Origin of the sequence: Acinetobacter lwoffii (genome assembly GCF_024129685.1) — a bacterium.
Taxonomy (GTDB): Bacteria; Pseudomonadota; Gammaproteobacteria; order Pseudomonadales; family Moraxellaceae; genus Acinetobacter; species Acinetobacter lwoffii_X.
Window position 1 is genome coordinate 62,435 of sequence record NZ_JAMXXL010000009.1, and the last position, 19,906, is coordinate 82,340.

At 39.9% G+C, this 19,906-nt stretch carries 29 protein-coding genes; 7 read left to right on the forward strand and 22 right to left on the reverse strand.

What is annotated here, in order from left to right; translation table 11 throughout:
* Positions 1-16: 16 nt before the first annotated feature.
* From NI464_RS06320 to NI464_RS06420, 22 genes are all read right to left on the reverse strand, one after another.
* On the reverse strand, positions 17-1,222 hold the full coding sequence (locus NI464_RS06320; RefSeq protein WP_253137983.1) for a phage head morphogenesis protein: 1,206 nt from the start codon (positions 1,220-1,222) through the stop codon (positions 17-19).
* A 3-nt stretch (positions 1,223-1,225) separates the two neighbouring features.
* Positions 1,226-2,683: a phage portal protein family protein gene (locus NI464_RS06325; protein ID WP_253137984.1), complete on the reverse strand. Its 1,458-nt coding sequence runs from the start codon at positions 2,681-2,683 to the stop codon at positions 1,226-1,228.
* 12 nt (positions 2,684-2,695) lie between these two features.
* Positions 2,696-4,372, reverse strand: a complete 1,677-nt coding sequence (locus NI464_RS06330) for a terminase large subunit (RefSeq protein WP_253137985.1) — start codon at positions 4,370-4,372, stop codon at positions 2,696-2,698.
* On the reverse strand, positions 4,369-4,860 hold the full coding sequence (locus NI464_RS06335; RefSeq protein WP_180072613.1) for a DUF2280 domain-containing protein: 492 nt from the start codon (positions 4,858-4,860) through the stop codon (positions 4,369-4,371). Before NI464_RS06335 ends, NI464_RS06330 begins: the two co-directional genes overlap by 4 nt.
* 45 nt (positions 4,861-4,905) lie before the next feature.
* Positions 4,906-5,547: a putative metallopeptidase gene (locus NI464_RS06340; RefSeq protein ID WP_253137986.1), complete on the reverse strand. Its 642-nt coding sequence runs from the start codon at positions 5,545-5,547 to the stop codon at positions 4,906-4,908.
* Complete coding sequence (locus tag NI464_RS06345; protein ID WP_253137987.1) at positions 5,507-5,947, reverse strand: hypothetical protein; 441 nt, start codon at positions 5,945-5,947, stop codon at positions 5,507-5,509. Before NI464_RS06345 ends, NI464_RS06340 begins: the two co-directional genes overlap by 41 nt.
* Positions 5,948-6,012: 65 nt before the next feature.
* Positions 6,013-6,417: a hypothetical protein gene (locus NI464_RS06350; RefSeq protein ID WP_253137988.1), complete on the reverse strand. Its 405-nt coding sequence runs from the start codon at positions 6,415-6,417 to the stop codon at positions 6,013-6,015.
* Between the two features lie 155 nt (positions 6,418-6,572).
* On the reverse strand, positions 6,573-6,905 hold the full coding sequence (locus NI464_RS06355) for an STAS-like domain-containing protein (RefSeq protein WP_253137989.1): 333 nt from the start codon (positions 6,903-6,905) through the stop codon (positions 6,573-6,575).
* Between the two features lies 1 nt (position 6,906).
* Positions 6,907-7,911, reverse strand: coding sequence for a hypothetical protein (locus tag NI464_RS06360; protein WP_253137990.1), 1,005 nt, complete (start codon positions 7,909-7,911; stop codon positions 6,907-6,909).
* 150 nt (positions 7,912-8,061) lie between these two features.
* Positions 8,062-8,439, reverse strand: a complete 378-nt coding sequence (locus tag NI464_RS15940) for a DUF6953 family protein (protein ID WP_420914105.1) — start codon at positions 8,437-8,439, stop codon at positions 8,062-8,064.
* Positions 8,330-8,554 (reverse strand): DUF2158 domain-containing protein, encoded by a 225-nt coding sequence (locus tag NI464_RS15905; protein ID WP_338149652.1) that lies wholly within the window; start codon positions 8,552-8,554, stop codon positions 8,330-8,332. Before NI464_RS15905 ends, NI464_RS15940 begins: the two co-directional genes overlap by 110 nt.
* 76 nt (positions 8,555-8,630) lie before the next feature.
* Positions 8,631-8,801 (reverse strand): hypothetical protein, encoded by a 171-nt coding sequence (locus NI464_RS06370; protein ID WP_253137991.1) that lies wholly within the window; start codon positions 8,799-8,801, stop codon positions 8,631-8,633.
* Positions 8,802-9,371: 570 nt separating this feature from the next.
* Positions 9,372-9,608 (reverse strand): hypothetical protein, encoded by a 237-nt coding sequence (locus NI464_RS06375; protein WP_005262234.1) that lies wholly within the window; start codon positions 9,606-9,608, stop codon positions 9,372-9,374.
* Positions 9,609-9,772: 164 nt separating this feature from the next.
* Positions 9,773-10,324, reverse strand: coding sequence for a hypothetical protein (locus tag NI464_RS06380; protein WP_121980183.1), 552 nt, complete (start codon positions 10,322-10,324; stop codon positions 9,773-9,775).
* A complete protein-coding gene (locus NI464_RS06385) occupies positions 10,321-10,731 on the reverse strand; it encodes a DUF559 domain-containing protein (protein WP_253137992.1) in 411 nt (136 codons plus the stop codon). The genes NI464_RS06380 and NI464_RS06385 overlap by 4 nt, the downstream gene beginning before the upstream one ends.
* 70 nt (positions 10,732-10,801) lie before the next feature.
* Positions 10,802-11,086, reverse strand: coding sequence for an IclR family transcriptional regulator (locus tag NI464_RS06390; RefSeq protein ID WP_174894564.1), 285 nt, complete (start codon positions 11,084-11,086; stop codon positions 10,802-10,804).
* A 2-nt stretch (positions 11,087-11,088) separates the two neighbouring features.
* Complete coding sequence (locus NI464_RS06395) at positions 11,089-11,862, reverse strand: hypothetical protein (RefSeq protein WP_180075159.1); 774 nt, start codon at positions 11,860-11,862, stop codon at positions 11,089-11,091.
* Entirely contained in the window at positions 11,855-12,790 is a 936-nt protein-coding gene (locus NI464_RS06400; RefSeq protein WP_180075160.1) for a YdaU family protein, read from the reverse strand. The genes NI464_RS06395 and NI464_RS06400 overlap by 8 nt, the downstream gene beginning before the upstream one ends.
* The gene (locus tag NI464_RS06405) at positions 12,790-13,086 is read right to left on the reverse strand and encodes a hypothetical protein (protein ID WP_004646424.1); all 297 of its coding nucleotides are present in this window, start codon (positions 13,084-13,086) and stop codon (positions 12,790-12,792) included. The genes NI464_RS06400 and NI464_RS06405 overlap by 1 nt, the downstream gene beginning before the upstream one ends.
* Entirely contained in the window at positions 13,083-13,853 is a 771-nt protein-coding gene (locus NI464_RS06410) for a phage antirepressor KilAC domain-containing protein (protein WP_004893826.1), read from the reverse strand. Before NI464_RS06410 ends, NI464_RS06405 begins: the two co-directional genes overlap by 4 nt.
* Positions 13,854-13,901: 48 nt before the next feature.
* Complete coding sequence (locus NI464_RS06415) at positions 13,902-14,366, reverse strand: phage regulatory CII family protein (protein ID WP_004646421.1); 465 nt, start codon at positions 14,364-14,366, stop codon at positions 13,902-13,904.
* Positions 14,367-14,417: 51 nt separating this feature from the next.
* Positions 14,418-14,627: a Cro/CI family transcriptional regulator gene (locus NI464_RS06420; protein ID WP_004893824.1), complete on the reverse strand. Its 210-nt coding sequence runs from the start codon at positions 14,625-14,627 to the stop codon at positions 14,418-14,420.
* Positions 14,628-14,738: 111 nt separating this feature from the next.
* On the opposite strand from NI464_RS06420, the gene NI464_RS06425 reads away from it, so the two are divergent.
* The 7 genes from NI464_RS06425 to NI464_RS06455 all read left to right on the forward strand — a co-directional run bounded on the left by NI464_RS06425 (position 14,739) and on the right by NI464_RS06455 (position 19,807).
* Entirely contained in the window at positions 14,739-15,440 is a 702-nt protein-coding gene (locus NI464_RS06425; RefSeq protein WP_016807135.1) for a S24 family peptidase, read from the forward strand.
* Positions 15,441-15,490: 50 nt separating this feature from the next.
* Positions 15,491-16,663 (forward strand): type I restriction endonuclease, encoded by a 1,173-nt coding sequence (locus tag NI464_RS06430; protein WP_004893819.1) that lies wholly within the window; start codon positions 15,491-15,493, stop codon positions 16,661-16,663.
* Between the two features lie 83 nt (positions 16,664-16,746).
* Entirely contained in the window at positions 16,747-17,049 is a 303-nt protein-coding gene (locus tag NI464_RS06435; RefSeq protein ID WP_253137993.1) for a hypothetical protein, read from the forward strand.
* 151 nt (positions 17,050-17,200) lie between these two features.
* On the forward strand, positions 17,201-17,491 hold the full coding sequence (locus NI464_RS06440; RefSeq protein WP_253099069.1) for a hypothetical protein: 291 nt from the start codon (positions 17,201-17,203) through the stop codon (positions 17,489-17,491).
* A 316-nt stretch (positions 17,492-17,807) separates the two neighbouring features.
* Entirely contained in the window at positions 17,808-18,161 is a 354-nt protein-coding gene (locus NI464_RS06445) for a hypothetical protein (RefSeq protein ID WP_005104451.1), read from the forward strand.
* A gap of 151 nt (positions 18,162-18,312) precedes the next feature.
* Positions 18,313-19,260: a GGDEF domain-containing protein gene (locus tag NI464_RS06450; RefSeq protein ID WP_253137994.1), complete on the forward strand. Its 948-nt coding sequence runs from the start codon at positions 18,313-18,315 to the stop codon at positions 19,258-19,260.
* Between the two features lie 43 nt (positions 19,261-19,303).
* Complete coding sequence (locus tag NI464_RS06455) at positions 19,304-19,807, forward strand: hypothetical protein (protein ID WP_253137995.1); 504 nt, start codon at positions 19,304-19,306, stop codon at positions 19,805-19,807.
* Positions 19,808-19,906: the final 99 nt, after the last annotated feature.

Genomic DNA, 19,906 nt, shown 5'->3' on the forward strand with positions numbered 1-19,906 from the left:
ATATTCATTTTAAAAACTAATTCAACAAAGGCTTTAGTGTATAAACCATCTGCCCTTCAACCACCTCAATCGAAACCACCTCAAAAGACAATCCCATTGGCATGAGAACGCCGTTGCCAGCATTCAACATATCCAGATCAATACCTAAACCTTTTGCATTCTCAATCTTGATTACGATATCTGAAGCTGTATCAGCCATTAACAACGGCGCATTAAACTGGATTGTCTGCCCTACCTGATACGCAGCTACCTGCTGAAGTGTCGCAGCACCCACCACAGTTGAAGCCGTATTGCTTGCCACAGTCTGAATAGCTGCCATATCGGTACTAAGCCAGCGTTTAAGCACATCATCAGCCAGAGAGCTTGTAGCAGAGTTTAAGTAGCTGGTCAGTGCGGCATCATTGCCCTGTACATAGTCCAAGAAAGTGCGAATCGCACTTGGCCGAATACTTGGATTTAGTGGGATCACCGTATTAGCCACCGTGTCGAATAGATCCCGGGTTTTAGCATCCATCGGAGCAAACAGACTGGTGAGCTTTTTACTCGCCGTCCATTCAGCCTTAATGACCTCTTTCTGCTCGAGGAGATATTCTTTATCTAAGGATGAAGCACTGATCTTTTTATCTACCAACGATTCAAGTTCACCAAACTGCAATGGATGAGAACTCCAATCTAAGGCTTCAGCTATTTCTGGCAACTGATCATCTGGCGTAATGCCGTATTTCAATGCCTGCTTCTCAGTTAAGGCAATCACGGTGCACCGGCAACGAAAGCCCAAGGGCGGATAGTGTGTCAGCCAGAATGAATGATCAATCGGCAGTACGATACGATTCAAAGCTAAATGAGCAGGACGCACCCGACTATCATTGATAGCCGAATACATCAAGTAAGGTCGTTTAGCTTTATTCCGTTGCTGCTGTTGCCATCGTCCATGTCCATAAGCATTTTGGATATTGGTACGAAATACATTATCCAGATAGTGCTTTGGCAGAATGATTTCAGATTCTTCAATGAGCTTCTGGAAATCTTTAAAGGTACCGCCGTCGGCAATGGATTTATTCACTGCCTTGATGACAGTCTCAATTTGCTCAAGACTCGATAGAAAACTAACCGTAGTTGCCATCTGCCGGGTCTTTAGATCCATTGAATAAAACTCATCAGGCAGCACGATTTTTTTACTGTGAGCAAACCGAAGTGCCTCAAGGAATGTGACTGGTTGCATAACTTACTTCCCATTTTGCGCCGTCACATACCCCAGCACATCCGCAGCATACAAAGCTTGGTCCAGATTGGCCGTGAACTGCGTCTGAGTTGCACCAGGTATTAACTGCATCAAGTTATAAGCCAGAGTTTCAGGGCTATCAGACTTGAATACCAATTCCTTGACCTGATCCGTTTTTAATAGCTGCAATTCATCCTGACCATCAGTCAGTTCTTCAACTTCCTGCTGTTCAGGTGAAAGTTTGCTTGCTGATGCCTTAAAGCTGAATGCCTGACGAGGTAATGCGGTGAATTGATTGAAACCTGTTTGTGTTTGCTCAACCAGATCCCCATCCTGCAGTCCGTACTCACGAATAAAATAATCTTTAGAAAGGTTGGCCCCAGCATTCTTTAAATGAACATCACGCTCAGCCTGATCCTTATTCAGCGGTTTTGGCTTTTCACCAAGCATTACTTCATAATCACCCCAACCGTTTAAAGCGCATAGAGCATTGACCACAGCCTGTAAAGTTGGTGTGACAAGCCTAATATCAGATTTAAGCTTATCCATTCGTACATTTTCATGCACTTGACCAAGACTGTAGCTTCCCTTCCCATCAGTCCCGCTGGTAAGTGTCTGCCCTAGTACAACTTTCTGGATCTGACGAATCAGCTGATTATTAAATGCCTCAAACGCTGCCCCTGCTGAACCGTTTGTTCCTGGTGCGGAAAGAATCTGAACATCATCATCTGCATCAATCGACAATACGCTTTGAGCATGAGCAGTTAACAAGGCTTTGCTCATATCATCAGTTTCAGTATCTTTGCACTTACCCAGTAAGATTGGTGTTCCAAAACGTTCGAGGAATTTCGCCCAGAATTTGAAGCCATTCTGCTTAAAGAAGAATAACCAATACAGCGTGGCTAATAGCGCTTTACCATATGGCTGTTCGTATGTGGCTTTACGGCGTGTTAAGAAGAATTTGAATGCTTGATCTACCTCATGCTCTGCATTGTTTCCATCCTGACGATAGATTAGCCGACCATCATTCTTAGGCTCAAACCATTGCATCGGTTTTTCACCAATCCATTGCAAACCAATATAACCTTCCGACTTTAGCTCATATACAGCTTCCTGAACCGAGTACCCGAAGAACAGTGCACTCATGGCAGCAGTCGCAATTTCATGGAACCATTCTTTCAGGATGAGATTCAGCTTTTCCGCTTCATCCGTATCATTTGGTTCAATTCGCAATGGCGTTGCTAAAAGTGCATCAATCCGTGTTTCAACTACTTGTGCAATCTCGTCATCATCAAGCAGTACACGCAATCTGTGGCGTGTAATTCCAGCTTTGCGCAGCACTTCATCGGTATCTGGTTGCTTGCCAAAGTTCACCAGAAACTGAGTGACTGCTTCTTGAGTGTATAAATTGCCGTAAGACAAAGCCTTCTTTGACGCTTTGTCCTTTTTAGACTTTGCCATGTTTTTTCCTTATCAATAGGTTCGAGTACCTGCACCTGCAGGTTTTTTCCGTTTTCGCTCACGGATATCACCAAAGCAAATCATGACGCCGTCTGCTCGGTTTGGAGATAAAGCCCCGTCTGGTTGCTTATTGACTAGGATTTTGCCTGCACCATTCTTAGTATAAGTAGGCTGTGAAAGCTCTCGCTTGAGCTGTTCAAGCTCCTGCTTGTTTATATCTTTGGTAGAGAGCGAAATAAGATTGTCTGGGTCATATTGCATACCTTGTAAGGCTCGATAAGTATTCTGAAATCTTATGCGCAGTGACCACCACATCTGAGCTTTAAGATTGGCAAAGAAGTCTACATTTTTACGCGCCTCAACCATTTCCTGCTCCGGGTTGTGCACCGCACCTGAGCCTCGGAATGGATTTGCTTCGATCTCCGGAATACCTTTGGATCTATTCTGCTCATTAATGACTCGGGCATCACCACGTACACCAGCACCAAGACCATCGGCATCGTAATAAAACGAGTTCAAACGTAGATCAAGACAAGCATCAATAGCTTTCTGAGTCGTGCCAAAAATGTCATCACCAACACCAGACCAGGTATCCAAATACTGCAGTACGATGCCATGACGTGCAGCAAAAGAGTTTTTATCCTTACCCTCATCTGCCACATCAAGCGCGCCCATACGTTCGCCTGAAGGCTGAATATCTAATTCAAGATGAGCATCAACGGCAGCTTGTACCCATGCTGATGGAATCAACACACCTTCTACCGAGGCGGCATAATCAATATCAACCTCTTGAGCTAAAACAATGTCATCAAGAGTGGCTAATTGTTTTTCATACCAGGGGTAAATTAATTTGCCATTAAACTCGACCTGCCAGTTCTTATCTGGGTTATCACGCCATGCCATCGTAAAAACGGCGTAACGACCACTAAAACGATCCTGGTGAAACTTGTCCCCAATACCGTTTGGAGTTGATCCCTTGATATGCACGTTGGTGTTTTGAGAAATTGCGGCGTCTACAGCTTCTTGTCTCTCTACAAATGCCCATTCATCCAGAAAGTACATTGTGGTACGACCACCACGGCCAATGTTGTCACCAGCTTCACCAGTGACGGTTGCGCCGTTGTCCGGGTTAATGATTCGCATGTAGTTGTCATGCACTTTCTCAACAAAGCCTTTAGGCTTCATCCAGTCCGGCAATTTGGAAAACATATCCCTGAATTTGTGCAGTAACGTTTTTGGATCGCCTTTCTTATCCACCAGATCTTCTTTACGGCTACCGACGCCACCAGCAAAACCTTCAACGAATAACCACCGATGCAAATAAAAGCCCAGGACTACATAGCTCATCCCTTCATCACGACTTTTTTCAATTAAGCCATGGGTCTGGGTACTTTCACGTTCAATCAGCCAATCAACGAGTTCAACCTGACCTGGACGCAAAACAAAAGGAATATTCGCCGGCAGTCCAAAAGGCATGCCCCGTGGATCATAAGTCCATACCCAGTGATTAAACCAATGAGCCGGATCATTCTTACATTTGTAGATTTCAGCCTCTCGACTTAGTTCATTCTGCTCTATCAGCATCCGGTAGTAATAGCGCCGTTTCATCTCTTCAATGATTTCAGGCAGACGTGTATTGATCGTCCACTCTTTAATTAGTGGCGCTATATCTTCGATTGCATAAGTCATAACTTGCCATTAATTGCTAAACGCGAAAGCTCTTGCGCCGTCATGCCAGCAAGCTGTTCAGGTGTATATTGAGGAAGATTTTTAGTTTCTTGCTGAATAGGTCCGCCGTCTGGACCAGTGATTTCCTGCTTTGTCACACGGCCATCTGTTTCTTGGAATGCCTGTTTCAGCAGATTTTGTTTTGCCCGTTTATTTTTTCCAGAATCCTCATACATCTTCTGAAGCTCCATAAGCCGAAACGCTTTATTTGCAATCGCAATATTCTCAATATTTGCTCTGAAGTCTCTGCGCGTATCCTCAAATAGCTTCTTTAAAGCCTTACTGATTCCCCTGCAAGTGGCTTTGGTTGGATCATAAGAGGCTACCTGCTGACGATCAATTTCAATCCCATATCTCTCCCTTACAGCATCTACTACTTGTTGAGGTGTTTCAAAGCAGGCAAGAGACTGAACTATAAACATTTTTACAGGCTCTTTTAGGGTTGCCATAAACTCACCTTTGTAAGAGTACGTAAGGGTAACTAGGCAAAAAAATTAACCAATCACACAGTTACCACAACACGCAGCAATATTCGTTTCAGATACAAACGGCGCATTCTTGGCAATTTCCAGAAGCCGTTTTACAGATTCGTCTGCACCCCATCGTTTCGTTTCACCAAAGAACACTTCAACATCATGGCCAGCCAAATAATGCTTAGGTAAGCCAGTATGGTCGCTATAAATGATCTCACCATCTTCATCACGTTCAACTCCGATGTGATACAACTCATGTTCAATCAGTCGACAAAACTCACGATCTGAGGCTTGCTCACAGAATGCAGCATCAACCGTAATCAGATATTGTGGTACAAAGCCGAACCAATCTCGCATCTGTTGTTCCTGGCGTGCTTTCTTCCAGCCACCTACGTTAAACATGACCTTTTCACATTGCCCCAGCACCATACGTTTTTTCGCTACGGCGGCAGATGAAGCCCATGCGAATGCAAGGAACTCTTCATTGTCATGGAGTAATTCAGCAATATGATCATGATCCGGGTTATGTAACTCACCACCTAAAGTAAGCCAGTTATTCATGACCCATTCTTTAAGCTCTGGCGCAGGTGCCAAGCGAATGGCTTCCTCTTCCTCAGCCTGATCAATCAGCTCCGTCGGCGGGAATGGTCTGAATTGTTCCATAAGATGCCTTTAAATTTCTAAGCCACTGTACAGCCCGATTAGACGATGAGATATCTGGGACTTCAAAACGGTGATAGCGATAACCCATTTCTTCAGCATGGTCATAACGATCTATACTCCAAGCTTTGGTGGCCAGCTTACCCTTACGTCCACCAGACCAAGGACCACCAGCAATTTCTATCAGGTATCGATATTCGATAAGGTGCAGATCAAAACGCCAATACTTGGTGCTTTTGAAGTGAAAGTATTCTTCGTACTTAATTTCCATTCGATCAAGAATTTCTTTTAGTCGATCGAATGCTTCTAAGTATTTTTCATTGGCTCTGGGGAGCGGTCTGTTACGAGGTTTCTTCTTAGGTGGAAGCTTATTGGTTAGAATTTTATAGGCATTAAGTTCCATATTTCACCTATAAAAAAACCACTTATTAAAGTGGTCTTAAATATTTAAATATAATTTCAATCCTGCTAAAAATGTATTTTTAACTGCTTTTCTAATTCGGATGATATATTTTTACTAGAATGGATTGCCCCATCAATTAATAAGTCTTTCTTCTTTGACTCAATAATCATACTTGGATTTTCAATCACGGTATCAAAAGTGATGACCTCATGGTAGTCAGAATAATATCTATTTAAGTTTTTCTTTATATCTTTGACGAATTGAGAATTTTTAAAAACTGAGGTTATAGGGCCCCCACAAGGAAAATTGTCAATTTCAACTTTAATGAAAGTCAAATACAGAGAAACTTTTTTTCTATCTTTTTCTAACTCTACTTTACCTTTTGGTTCGCTAAGGTCGTGCAACATAGAATCAATAAATTTCTCATTATTTTTAATAATAAGATCATTAATAGATTTAATAGATTTCATTAGCATCATTTTATGCTGTCTAAAAATAAAGAAGTAGAGGCTGGATATAGCACCTATAACAGTGAAAAATATTCCAGCATATTTATTAATATCAAATGACAACCAATAAGAAAATACTAGTAATATTAATAGGTTAAAAATAGTTAGATAATTTGTCATGCGCGTTTAATATATTGAAAGATTCTGTCCTCGATCAATTCTTTAAGCTCAACATCTACCAATATTTGAAGATGCGCTAAAATTAACTCTTTATTAATACCAGCACGTACAAGTCCACCAAATGCTTCCTCCAAGAATGAGGAACCGGCCATTGATACATTATTAAAATCAAGAACTAATATTTGATTAGAGGATTTAGTTAGGTTAGAAAAAAAGGGATATAAGACTTTTTCTCTAAATACTTCTCCACTGAATTCTCCATCCGTCTTTTTTCGCCCCATAGGTCTATGATGAAATTCGTTCCCAACATCATAAATAACTTTATCCATTTTAGGCATCTCTCAGTAGACTTCGATTTGTAAGATTCAGTGGTAATGACCAACTGACGGTAGTACCTTGAATGGTATCAGGATAATCCTTTGGGCCTGCCTCAGAGGACCATGCACCATTTCGGCTAACTACCATTACTTTTGATCCATCCATATCACGCTCGACCTGCATGATATCAGTAAAGCCTTTACCTCTGTAATCTAGACCTGTAGCAGATTTGTGCAATTTCGTTGCTAATTCAATCAACTGCGAATCCTTCTTGGACAAATAAAGATCATTTAAGTTCATCATCTTTTCTTTCCAAGTAACAGGTACTGTAGCAGGAATAGTTTTTCCAAGATCAGATAGAACTATATAACAGCTCTCGCTCTCAGGATCTATGGCGAAAAATAATAACCATTTTTTATAATCATCAAGTGGATCATATGCATGATTAATTACATTTGTAATAGCTTCGGAAATTGCATTATGAAGAATCATCTTACTTTTTTTATCTTTCACAATTTTATTAATTTGATCCTCAATTTCATCATACTTATCACCTAATTCTGCACTAACACCTTCAATTATGTGCCAGCGCTCAACAATTTGTAGTAATTTGGTTGGACGATATTCAGCAACCTTCATTAGTTTATGGATACCTAACTTTGATAACATGGCACGAACCGTCGTAAAAGACGAGGAGCGACCTTTAATATTAAGTTTATTACAAAGTTTATCCAATTTATGTACAAGATAAATTGCACCATCTGGATACAGTAACTCTACATTTCGAAAATCAAGAAATATGGGTTTTTTTGTAATATCTCTAATATGAATATGCTTTAAAGCTTTTAAAAGTTTAGCCCTGTAAGCAGGCTTTGCGATTGAAATAATTTTTGGAAATTTTACGATTATTTCCTTGTCGAAACAAACTCTAGGAGATTTAACTCTTTTTTTTAAATTTCGGTCTCGAATATTCAAACGAATTTGTCTGAGAATTAATTTTTGACTAGGCTTTCTCACAAATTCTGACTCTTTTTAACTTTTCAGTAAGATAATATAAATTTATAAAAAATCAATCTTTTAAAAATTTAAGATTATCAATTTGCTTAATATTTACTCAAAATTAAATCCTAATAGTAATAAAAGCTGCATTATAGCAGCTTTTATTTTTCACCCTCGCGCCTCTCGACCAAGCTCATCTTCAGGAACTCTATAACGCCAGTAGCGATCAGGTTTAACCCAGACAACATTATGCTCAGTTTTTTTCTTGAATGCGTTGTTTACACTTGGTTGCAACGCCACATTACCATCAGTATTTTCTTTTAACAGATCCATTTGGTTGTTCTTAACCAAGTAGTCCACTACATCTTCCTGATAAAGGCACCCATCTTTTTCAAGATTTTCAATCATCCATTGAATCACATCACCCAAATTTAATTTAAGAACTGGGAGTAGACCCCTCTTGCTGCTCCTCTTTAACCAGTACCAACTCACTTTTATAGAAGAAGCCAGATTCCAATTTCTTTCCAGCGAACCACTGACAGCGATATTGCCCATGATTTATGCCTGTTGTCATAAGTTTGTTTACAGACATATCTGGACCACCTGCTACAGACTTAACCACACTTCCTACTACAAATTCTTGATTATTTTCGCTACTCATCTTTTTCTCTTAAGGTACTAATGAAATTAATACTTTGGGTTAAATATAAGTAATTCAAGATATAAATTAAACAATTTTAATATAATACGTTACGCAAGTTATTAATGCGTTCTTTCAACTTAATCATGATGCCGTCAATTGCCAGCAGCTCATTTCGCGTTAATCCGGCCCGACTGAGATTCTGATACTTAGACAGCTCAGCACTGCAAAATTCTAAGTCTTGTTTAGCTTGTACTTTATCTGTCATGGGTACCACCAATAAGAAAAGAAAAACCCCGACAAATTAATGACGGGGTTTGAGTCGTAATACGTTCGACAAAAGGAAAATAGCAATATATTTCAATAAAAAACCCGTTTAACTCTCTCCAATTAAACGGGCTTGACTTGCGTCACAACGTCTTTCTTCTTTTGCAGAGCAACTATATTGCTTAAATATTACAGCTTTATGAAACAGCTCTTTGCTTGAGTGATTGTTATTCAACTTCTTTCAAACAATCACGACACACCTTGATTTCTTCATCATCAATCGTGTGATCAATCTCGGTTGCACCATGTAGGCCGAATAAGCACATCAGTAATCTAAGCATGATTTTACTCCTGGACAATCAAGCAATCATGTCGCAAGAAATGTCAGTTATTTTCACTTATAAAACATAAATTTATAATATTCATTGCTGAAATAATGTCATTAACTTTGTCGAACTAAGCAAGATTCCTTCCTGGTTAATCAACCATTTTAACTTGGTATGATTACACTAGTATTTCTCAGGGCAATAAAAAAGCCCACCATTTGGCGAGCTTTCCTTGATGCTTAAGCCTATTTTTGACATTTCACGTTAAACTGGTATTCGTCTTGAGTGACCTTAATTTTAATATTTTTATATTTTCGTTTGTTTGGATCCATTGCCGAGCCAGCCACTTCCTCAAAAAAGCTACGATCATTCATTAGCTCGCCATACGCTTTATAGCCTAATAAAATCTTTTCAGGCTTTTTGCCTTCAGCCACTAATTTACCGAGAGTATCTTCTAGTTTTTTAACAGTTAAAATCGCCATTTCAATTAGAGCTCAAAAACAAAAAGGCATTATCACTTAATTTTATGAATAAATAATGTCAAAAAAGCCCACCTTTCGATGAGCTTTAATGACTTGGTCTCGGTTGAACCGTAATACGACCAGTATAGTGAAACTATACCTCGGTTTCCGGAATAATGGAATCCCTACGCTTCAAATTCTTTATAAGTATTTTTTCGATAACTTTTAATGGTTTTTGCTGCCTCATCAATTGCATTCTCAATAGCTAAAACCATAAGGTTTTCATATTGCTTCCATGTTTTACGATAGCACTCAGCATCCATCTGCCAGCTACGCAGACCTGCATAATACAATCGACCTTGAGCTGTAAAATTATTCTCCAAATCAGGATTAAGAGAAAAGTCTATTACCATCCGTGCAATCATTGATGCCATCTCATCAATGGTCACTTTGGCAGGATCTCGTCTTTTTTCCAGCTTTGCATTTGTAGACATGATGAGTGCAAGGTGTGACTGCACATGTCTATAATCCATTTCGGATTTGCCTTCAAAGACAATCAATGCTGTAACTGACTTAGCAAGCTGCGTTTCCATGGATGCCACCGCACCAAGACGATCTTGATAATCCAGAGGCTTCTCATTAGTCCCATGTACCACAGGCTCAAAGTTAGGTGACTTTGCTGTAGTACCCCGAATCAACCATTCAAACTGTTCAAATTTTTCAACCATCGCATTCATCCTAAATCCCCTACCATCTTCTCTATTTGCTGGATCGCGTGACCTGACTTCACTTGATCTGTACTAAACCGTATTACTTGAAAACCCATCATTGTTGCGGCGTTATATTTTTCCATGTCCCCGATATACCCCTTGCCTCTGGTATGCCTTCCTCCACTCCAGATCCCACCTTCAACCTCTACCAAAATCTTTTTATCAATTAAGTGAAAATCTGCTCTCCATTTCCGCTCAGGATGAAAGTAAAACTCCTGCTCAAAGTTAATTTTTAGAGCTTTAAGTTCTCTGGCCAACTTCGCTTCAAACTCATTCGATACCTTTTCGCCTTTCACCTTAGGGCGTTTGGAGCGCCCTTTCGGCTTGGTAGCCTTAACCATCTTCTTGTATTCAGCGATTGAGTAGCTGGTCATTCACCCCACATCCTCAACACAACGGCGCCAATTGCCATGAAAATAAACATCAATGTTTTGTTTAGATCCTTCACGCCGCCACCTTCACTGTGAAAATCTGCTTAGTCTTTTCAGTTACGGTGAAGCCTGCAGGTGTAGCGCCATCTCTCTGGATATATCCAGCATGCTCCAACTGACCTAAATAACGCTGTACAGTGCGACGATTACCCTCCATTAGTACCATCACATCAGAAACGCTTGTTTTGCCCCGTTTAGCCATCATTTGACGCAATATACGAATCATTTTCTCGCCTTGGGTTACGGCATGCATCGATGGGCACCAATCCATGGTTTGAAAGTCATATTCTTTTGACATGATCAGTGACCTCCCAATTGCTCACGAATAACCTTAGGCACCTTCACCCCATCCATCTCGCATTTTTCCAAGTACGACTCAGGGTTTTCAAAAGGATCTGGCCAAGGATCAGCTATTGCAGTCGGCTGGCACTGGAGACGTTGAGGCTTTGGCACATGACGGTTTTTCACATTCATGCGTTTTTTAAGTTCTTCAAGCGCTTGTTGAGCCACTGCATTCGGCACGGGTTGATGATCAATATCATCAGGCTCCTTTGGTTCGGCCAATTGCTTAACTGCCTTTAGTTCTTCATCAGGTTCGCCACGCTCTTTCGCTTCTGTGATCAGTCTCTTGTAAACACTGCAATACACGTTATGCACAGTATCGGTAGGCTTTAAGCTGCCATACGGCCCAACCACTGCATAGAATGCCTCCTGGGCAATACGATTGATGCGACAAACACGGTTTGATTTCTCGTAGTTCAAAGCTTGCAACCATGCTTCATCTGGAGTCTGATATTCATAAACACCTTTGCACCAGTTCTTGAACTCAGGAATTGATGGCGGCCATTCAGCTGTATCCAAACGTTTTAAGCCGCGAAGAAACTGCTCATAAGTTAGGCCTGAAAGTTTTTCGACAAACTTCTCAATAACCTGACCTTTCTTGAGACCTGACCATTGATCAGTAAATTTCTTGCCGTACATGAGAAGCATGTCTTCAACCAGCTTGCGTGCATCCGATTCGCTGAATTGCTGGAGGGCCTGAGTATTTTCATGTTGAGCTAATTCATTACGCATATTTACCGCCCTCCACTTCGTGCACATCACGCATCGCAGGCTGATCATCACCGCCGATCTCAGACATCCAGTCGCTTACTTCGCTCTGGGTGCGACCTGCTGAATTTGAAAAAGACTTTTGTTTTTTAGGAAGAGACTTAGCTTCACGTAGACGGCGTACTTCATCCTTGTTGTTTTGAATCCAGGTAAACCATTTCACCAGCCATAAGCTTGGGGTGTTCTTGCTATCCGACTTAGCTGAGAAGAAATCACCGAAGTTTGTAAACATGGCAATCAGATCTTGTTCAGGTAGACCAGGATTACGCTGCTTTCCAAGTTCTATGAAATCGTAATGAATTGGATATACATGTACGCATTCAAGAATCGAATAGCGTTTGTGATCCTCAACTTGATATTGAGAAAACTGAATCGGTGGAAAAGAATTTTTTTCTTCGCACGCATTACTACTATCAATATTAGTTAATGGTTTTTGGTTAACGGTTAATGGTTTATGGTTAAGGTTTTTTTGGGTTTCAATTTCAGAACCCAAATTAACCGGCTGGGTTTCTTCTGGGTTTTTAGGTTCGCCACTTTCTTCGCTACGTGGGTTTTCATCCGGCTTCTTTTTTGGCGGACGCCCACCTTTCTTGCCGTTTTCACGATTTTTGTCAGCATGAAGCTTATAAGCTTGAATTTCTGCATCACATCGTTTGTTGTGAAACCCATCTTCCTCTTCAGTAAAGAAGTCACCAAGCACATTTAAAACTGCCTGTTTCTCTTCTTCGGTTGTTGCACGTAACCGACGGAAAACCGACTGGGTTTCTTTGGGTAATGGACTTTCATTAAGATAATAAAAATCCAGAGCGCGTCGATAGAAACACTCCTCAAGTGTTGAGAGGTGAACTGTGTCACGCATGAAGTCACCAATATGGTGTAAATATTTATGCATTAGTTGCACCCCACCTTTAAATAAGCGCCGACTCGCTCACCTTCACGCTTTAATTCATCAAGCATGTCGTCTAAGCCAAATTGATTGTTTCGTTCAATCAGATAGTGAATAAACTCATTTTTCACTTCAGCCATTTCTTCATCGTGATGACATTCATGCTCTTCACATTCATGGGTCTCACATTCAAGACATTCATACTCAAAGCCGCTTTCTTTCATTTCATCGGCAATCGTATTTAAGTCAGAACCACTAGATGAAGATATGAAGCCAAGAACATCTTCTAAAGTTATGCTCATGCTGCCACCTGCTGTGCTTTACGCATCTTATTGACTAGGCCTGTAATACGAGTCAGGCCAAAAGCAGTGACACGCATGTGCAAGAACACACGCTCTTTGCCATCGTTGCGATTTGTGATTACTGGTGATGTACGGTTGGTGAATACGCCATTAATGACATACTGGGCATGTGGTTGAAGCTTGCGATCCGAGTCGCGGTAAACCCACTTTCTGTCAATCAATAGCTTGATTAGGTCTGATTCTTTAATACCGATTGTTTTGGCACATTCACGCAGGCAATAAGTATTGGATGTATCAGCAATGACTTCTAATGCTTCAGCCTTAGGTGCAAGTACTGCTACTTTTTCACTTAACTCAATGTTGAGCTTGGCTTGGACTTCGATTGCTTGAAGTAGATGTGCAGGATTGGTGATGTCAAAACTATTTTTAGCCTTAAGCGCGTCTTCCATCGAAGTCATGCGGTCAAAAACTCGAGCCTGTAACTCATAGCTATATGACATAGCCATCAAGCAGGCTTCGCGTTTTGGGAAGTTGTAGATATGTCGCGTGTTGTTGTTGCCGTAGTTTTGCGTTCCGATAAATTTCGGAGCGTGATTATCCCCTAAAACACCTGGGACTTTCCGCATAAAGTCATCATGACGAAGTTCTTTATATGGCTTCTCTACAGTGGCAGTTTCTTTGCGAAATTTATTAATGAAATCAACAATCTCAGGTGATGACATTGTTACTTCGTTTATGTTAAAATTTCCTTGTGTTAACATATTCATTGTTTGGATCTCCAACGATTTAAACACCGAAAAGCCTGACCTCGACCGTCAGGCTTTTTCTGTTTCTGGGTTATTGATACAAGCCTGGACTTGTTTATCCAGCTCAGCCAAAACAACGTGCATTTGGTGAATTACTTTTGACATATCACGCACTTCACCTGGAGTGATGCGGCCGTCAGCCATAATCTCGCGAAACGTACTCATCACATCCCCGCCACGCATCCCGACGCACAAAACCTTATCTGTAAGCGCCATATCGCGGCATTCAGGGATTTCGGGAAGGTTAATTGCAACCTTTTCATGCTCAGCAGCTAATGCTTGCAAAATACGAAAGTCACCAGTCAAAGCCATCAATTTAGAAGCCTCAGCAAGTGTTAGATGGTGAGTTTCAGTATTTGGGTTGATCTTGCTGTTTAGAACAGCGGGGCTTTTGATTCCCATACGTGGAGCTAATGAGGCTGAACCACCTGGGTAGTCACGAACTGTGTTGTACGCTGCATCTGTTATGTTCATTTTCCCTTCCTTCGAACGTATTTAATTAAAATCAAATGCTTAATAATTAATTTAAGCGGTTAATCGCGATGGCGTGGGTACTTCTCTAACAATCTTGTAGGAAATCCCTGGTATAACAGCCATGATTTTTCCAACAGAAGGATCTGGGATGTATTCACCCCATTGATTAATCGCTTGGGGAGTGATGCCAATTTCTTCAGCTAGGCGTGATGCATTTTTAAAATGATCAAGAGCGTCACTGGTTTTGATGAGTACTCTCATGCTCAATCTCGAAAGTATGCTTTATTATTAAAGTGTACTTTAATATATTTTTGCAAGCAAGCTTTATTAATATTGTTGTAAGCTGGCTTTAAATTTAAAGTGAATTTTAATATGAGTACTCTTGAGGATCGGATCAATCAGGCCATATCTCATTTTTTGTCCAAGAATAAACTTAAGAAACTGGACAGAGCGGCCATGGCTAAGTATTGCGAAGCATCTGTAGCTGCGGTAGGCCAATGGATTAATGGAAAAACAAAGTCGCTTGATAGCTTTAAAAATGCTAAAGCTGCTCAATTTTTAGGTGTGAATCCCCACTGGTTAGCCGGTGATCCTAAGTATGGAATGCTTGATGCATCAAGTGATCAGAAACTTGATAACAATATCGATCTATCTCAAAAAATTCCTATGGAAGGTTTTCCTGTACCTGTTATTTCATGGGTAGCTGCTGGTTCATTTGATCCTATTGAAACCGTGCTTAAAGATGTTGAAGTGGATGAATATCTTCCGCCAATAAGAGAATGTGGAAAAAATGGATATGGTTTAGTAGTGGTTGGAAATTCCATGAAGCCTGACTTTAAGCCAGGTGATCGTATCTATGTAAATCCTGATATTCAAACTTTCGACTTACATACCGATGATTTAGTGATTATTGCCTGCTGTGGTGAGAGTGAGGCTACGTTTAAAAAGCTAATTATTGAAGGCAGCGATAAGTACCTTCAGCCACTTAATCCAGATTGGCCTGAGCAAATTATTAAACTGACAGAAGATTGCCGCCTAGTAGGTAAAGTTGTCGGGTTGTATAGAAAAATTTAATTAAAAGTAATTTACCAATCAAGGTAAAGATAATATTCCAGGGGGAAACTATGGATAATTTTGTACAACGATTAAAAAATCATATTGAACATGTAAAAAAAGTAGGTGTCCACTGCTCAACGGAAGAGACCACGAAGCAAGCGCTGATATTACCTTTATTGGATATTTTGGGTTTTAATCCATATGATCCCACAAAAGTCCTTGCGGAATTTGCAGCTGATTTCCCGGGAGTTAAGGCAACTGAGCGTGTAGATTACGCACTATATTGCAATGGTCAGCCTGTAATGTTTATTGAAGCCAAGCCTTATGTTGCAAATCTAACCAATCATGCACCACAACTATCAAGGTATTTTAACAGCAGCCTAGGTGTAACTATTGGTGCTATTACAAATGGTCGTGAGTGGAGATTTTTTACAGATCTAATCAACACTAATGTTATGGATGAAAAGCCATTTCTAACAATTGATTTTACAAAAGCTGACCCTGAAGATCTGACACAGTTAGCGGAATTTAAACATGACAATTTTCATGCGGAAAAGTTAAGATTTTTTGCAGAAGAAAATCAATATATCCAGCAATTTAAAACTGTAATTAAGAAAAGTATTAATGAGGTTGATATTGATTTTGTAAGATATGTTGCACAACAAGCAAGCATACAACGCCAATTAAATACTAAGTTTCTTGAATCCATACAGCCATTTGTTCAGCAAGCGGTACAGCAAGCTATTAGTGATACAGTCGTTAAAGGCCTATCCTCTCCAACAATTATTACCGCACAGCCAATTGAGCAGAAACCAACTGAAAATCAGCCTGAAGTGAATCAAGCAATACCAGAGTCCGATTTTATTGTGCATCCCGACAATGAAAAAATCATCACCACAAAGGATGAGCAAGATTTACTGCGTATTGTGACGGAGTTATTCCCAGAAGTTGAGATTGAAGGGCGTGATACTGAGAGCTATTACTCTGTTCTATATCAAAATAAAACAAACAGATGGTTGTTTAGATACGATGTTAATCGTAAGCGTCCTACAATTCAATTCAATGTATCAATAGATGAATCTCGTAAAACTGAGCTTGAGCGCGCTGGTCTAGAACTTCAAAATAATGGACAAATTTTTCTAGAAAAGCCGGAACATATTTACAGAATGGTGGGTATTCTTAGAGATAGTCTTGAGTACTGCATGAATGATGAGAATTTCAAGCGTGCCCCTAGTCAATAAATATTTATAAAAGCCGCTATATGCGGCTTAGGTTTTATCAAGATGTTGAATATGGTAGCTCCCCAAAAAAGAAGGAAAGCATAATGATCGCAACACTTAATAAATCCAAAACTGCGCTAACAATTAATCGTCAAGAATTTAAATTGGCATTAGGTAAAATCGGTGAAGGGATTGATAAGCAAATAGCTTCGCTTAAGAAGGCCAAGCAAAGCTATGACGCTGCTGAAATAGCACGTGAGGTCATTAGTGAGGCAAATATCTTTGAAGCTATTATTGAGGGCTTTAACGAAGCAGAAGAGACCAATCTAAAGCTGATTGACATAACCAATCTTGAAGTGGCACAAGGGTGGATAGATGAATTTTTAGAAAAGTATTCTGCGCTATAAATCCCTCAATCAATTTTTGTTGGCTGAAGAAGGAAAATTGGCCAAAAGATGGTTGATAAGAAAGAATTAACAAAAGCCAATATATTCAGCTTTGTCTAAATTGATAGAATCGCCGTTTTCTACAGAAAACTTAAGATCAATAAGGATTGAAGTGAATACGCAATATGGCTTACCCAAACTAAGTAAATACAGTGAACTAAGTAGTGATGAACAAGCGGCAATCCATCAAATGCTTATCTCTTACGTACGTTCAGATCAACTTTACAATATTATTCTGACCCATAATGCTGAACCTTATGATTTAGTGAAAATTGTAAGTATTGGTTTTGAGAATAGAGAAGCTGCTATCTGGGTTCATTTCGAAACTATTACTGCTGAGAGATTGACTATGCCTCTCGATTTTATTTCAAGCATAGAAGTCTGTAATTACGAAGGATTTTAAATACAGAAACCTGAGGCGGCCTGAGTTTAGTTAGGTTGTCTCAGAGTGCTTAAAGATTAAGTACTAGTGACTAAGGATAACTACAAAGAGAAAGATGCTATTCAGTGCTCAAGCTTTCTTACTTCTGAAATATTAAATCTTTATATTAGACTTAAGACCTCTCATGACCGGGTCTGTAATAACTAAGTAAAGCATCACTAACCCGCTATCCGCGGGTTTTCTTTATGTAAGGTAAGTGTAACCTTATCTTTAAATGTTACATTATAACAATTAATATAAAGATACCTATGATTCATAAATAGAAAGGTAAGTATCAATGAAATATTTGTTAGGCGCAGCATTGTTAGGATTGGCGATTACTGGCTGCACTTCAAATCCAAAAAACGAAGTGGTGCAAGAAAAAGTTGTGAGCAATACTCCGGCTGAAACTCAGGTAATTAACTTTACTGGTCCAATGGATCTTACAGTTGAATTGAAATCTTCGGATAATTTTGAAACTGCAGAAATGACAGATAATTCTGGCAAGGTTTATCACCTTAAACGAGCTATTTCAGGAAGTGGTATGCGTTTGGCCAATGATGACGGCGTTTCAATTCACTTCAAAGCTGGTGAAGGTATTGTAGAGTTTATGAAAGACAAACCTATCAGTATTACTGAATACAAAAAATAAGATTATTGTTCTAGGACAACCTACCCCAGTGGTGGGTTGTCTTTTTATTATATGAAGTAATATTCCTATCAGTTTAAAATTATAATATATGACGCTGTAGTCTAAAAATTGTTTTTTCATATCTCTCTTAGCACAAATACGGACTAACTTAATGAATAATATTAACTTTAAGAATTTCGAAGAGGCTGGCCAAGCTATTTTAAAATTCTTATCTCAACGATTTGGATTTAAGTTATGGATGATTACCCGTACTGAAGGTGATGACTGGATTGTCTTACTAAGTGAAGATAATGGCTATAACGTTAAGCCAGGACAAGTATTTCGATGGGCAGATTCGTTCTGCTCGCACATGGTACAAAATAATGCACCTCGCATTGCCCCTTACTCGCCCGACGTTCAGGTTTACGTAGACGCACCTATAAATCACTTAGTCCCAATTAAAGCCTATATCGGCCAACCTCTGTATAAAGAAGATGGGTCCCTTTTTGGCACTCTCTGTGCAATCGATCCTGAACCTCAATCTAAAACTCTGGTCGAGGAAGCTCCATTATTTGAGCTGCTAGCACAAGTGCTTAGCTATAATATTCAAGCTGAATTAAAAGCCGCTGAGTACATACGTAAAGCTGAACGGTTTGAAATGGAGGCATTGTCCGATCCCATGACTGGCCTTTTTAACCGTCGTGCTTGGGACCAGTTAATTGAATTAGAAGAAAAGCGCTGTAAGCGATATGGTCACCCTGTTGCTATTCTCATGATTGATCTTAATGACCTCAAAATCACCAATGATACTTTAGGACATGCTGCAGGTGATGAGCTCATTCAAAAAATGGCTTTAACCCTCAAAAACACTGTACGCAATAATGATATTGTCGCTCGTCTAGGTGGTGATGAGTTTGCTGTACTTAGTATTGAAACCAGCCGAGAAAATGCGGATAAACTTGCAACCAGAATTCAAACTGCTATTGCAAAAGCTGGCATTAGTGCTGCAATTGGTTTTGCAATGCGAAATCCCACATACGGTCTATCAGCAGCTATCATAGAGGCAGATGAAAAAATGTATCAGGATAAAGCCCTAAGCAAATCACCTGAAACTAATTAATAAAAAACGCGAACCCGACGCGGCTCAATAAGCAGGAAGCTATATGATATTGGATCGAGAATTACAGCTTGAGTTGTTAAGTAAGATCGCAGAGTGCTACCCATTTGTATGGACTGATTATGAGCGAAAGCCAGATAGTGCTGAGTATCATAAAATTGCTATCAATTTGAACTATCTCAAGGGTCATGGCCTTCTTACCGAGAACTCCACCAAAGTGGTGCATAGTAAATCTGGAGATGGTGGTGGCTCCATTCTTATCATGAAGCCGGAAATCACAGAAAAAGGCTTGGATTTTCTAAAAGATGATGGTGGTCTTTCAGCGATTTTAGGTGTAGTAACTGTAAGGTTTGAGGCTGATACCATTCGCACTATTTTGCAATTAAAGGTGGATCAATCCGATTTATCGCCTGCTGATAAGCAGAGATTACGTGGTTTGCTTCAAGAGCTGCCCGCCGAGAATATAAAACACCTGTCAACGAAAATTGTGGATGTGGGTTGGGATAATCTGGGCTCTCTAATGAGCTTAATTCAAAGCAGCCTTTTTTAGCGATATTTTTAAATTTCAAATAACCAATCGGCTTATTGTAATCGCCTACTGGCACAAAAAATTCAGGCACATCTTCTTTTATGTGCTCCAGGTAAATCT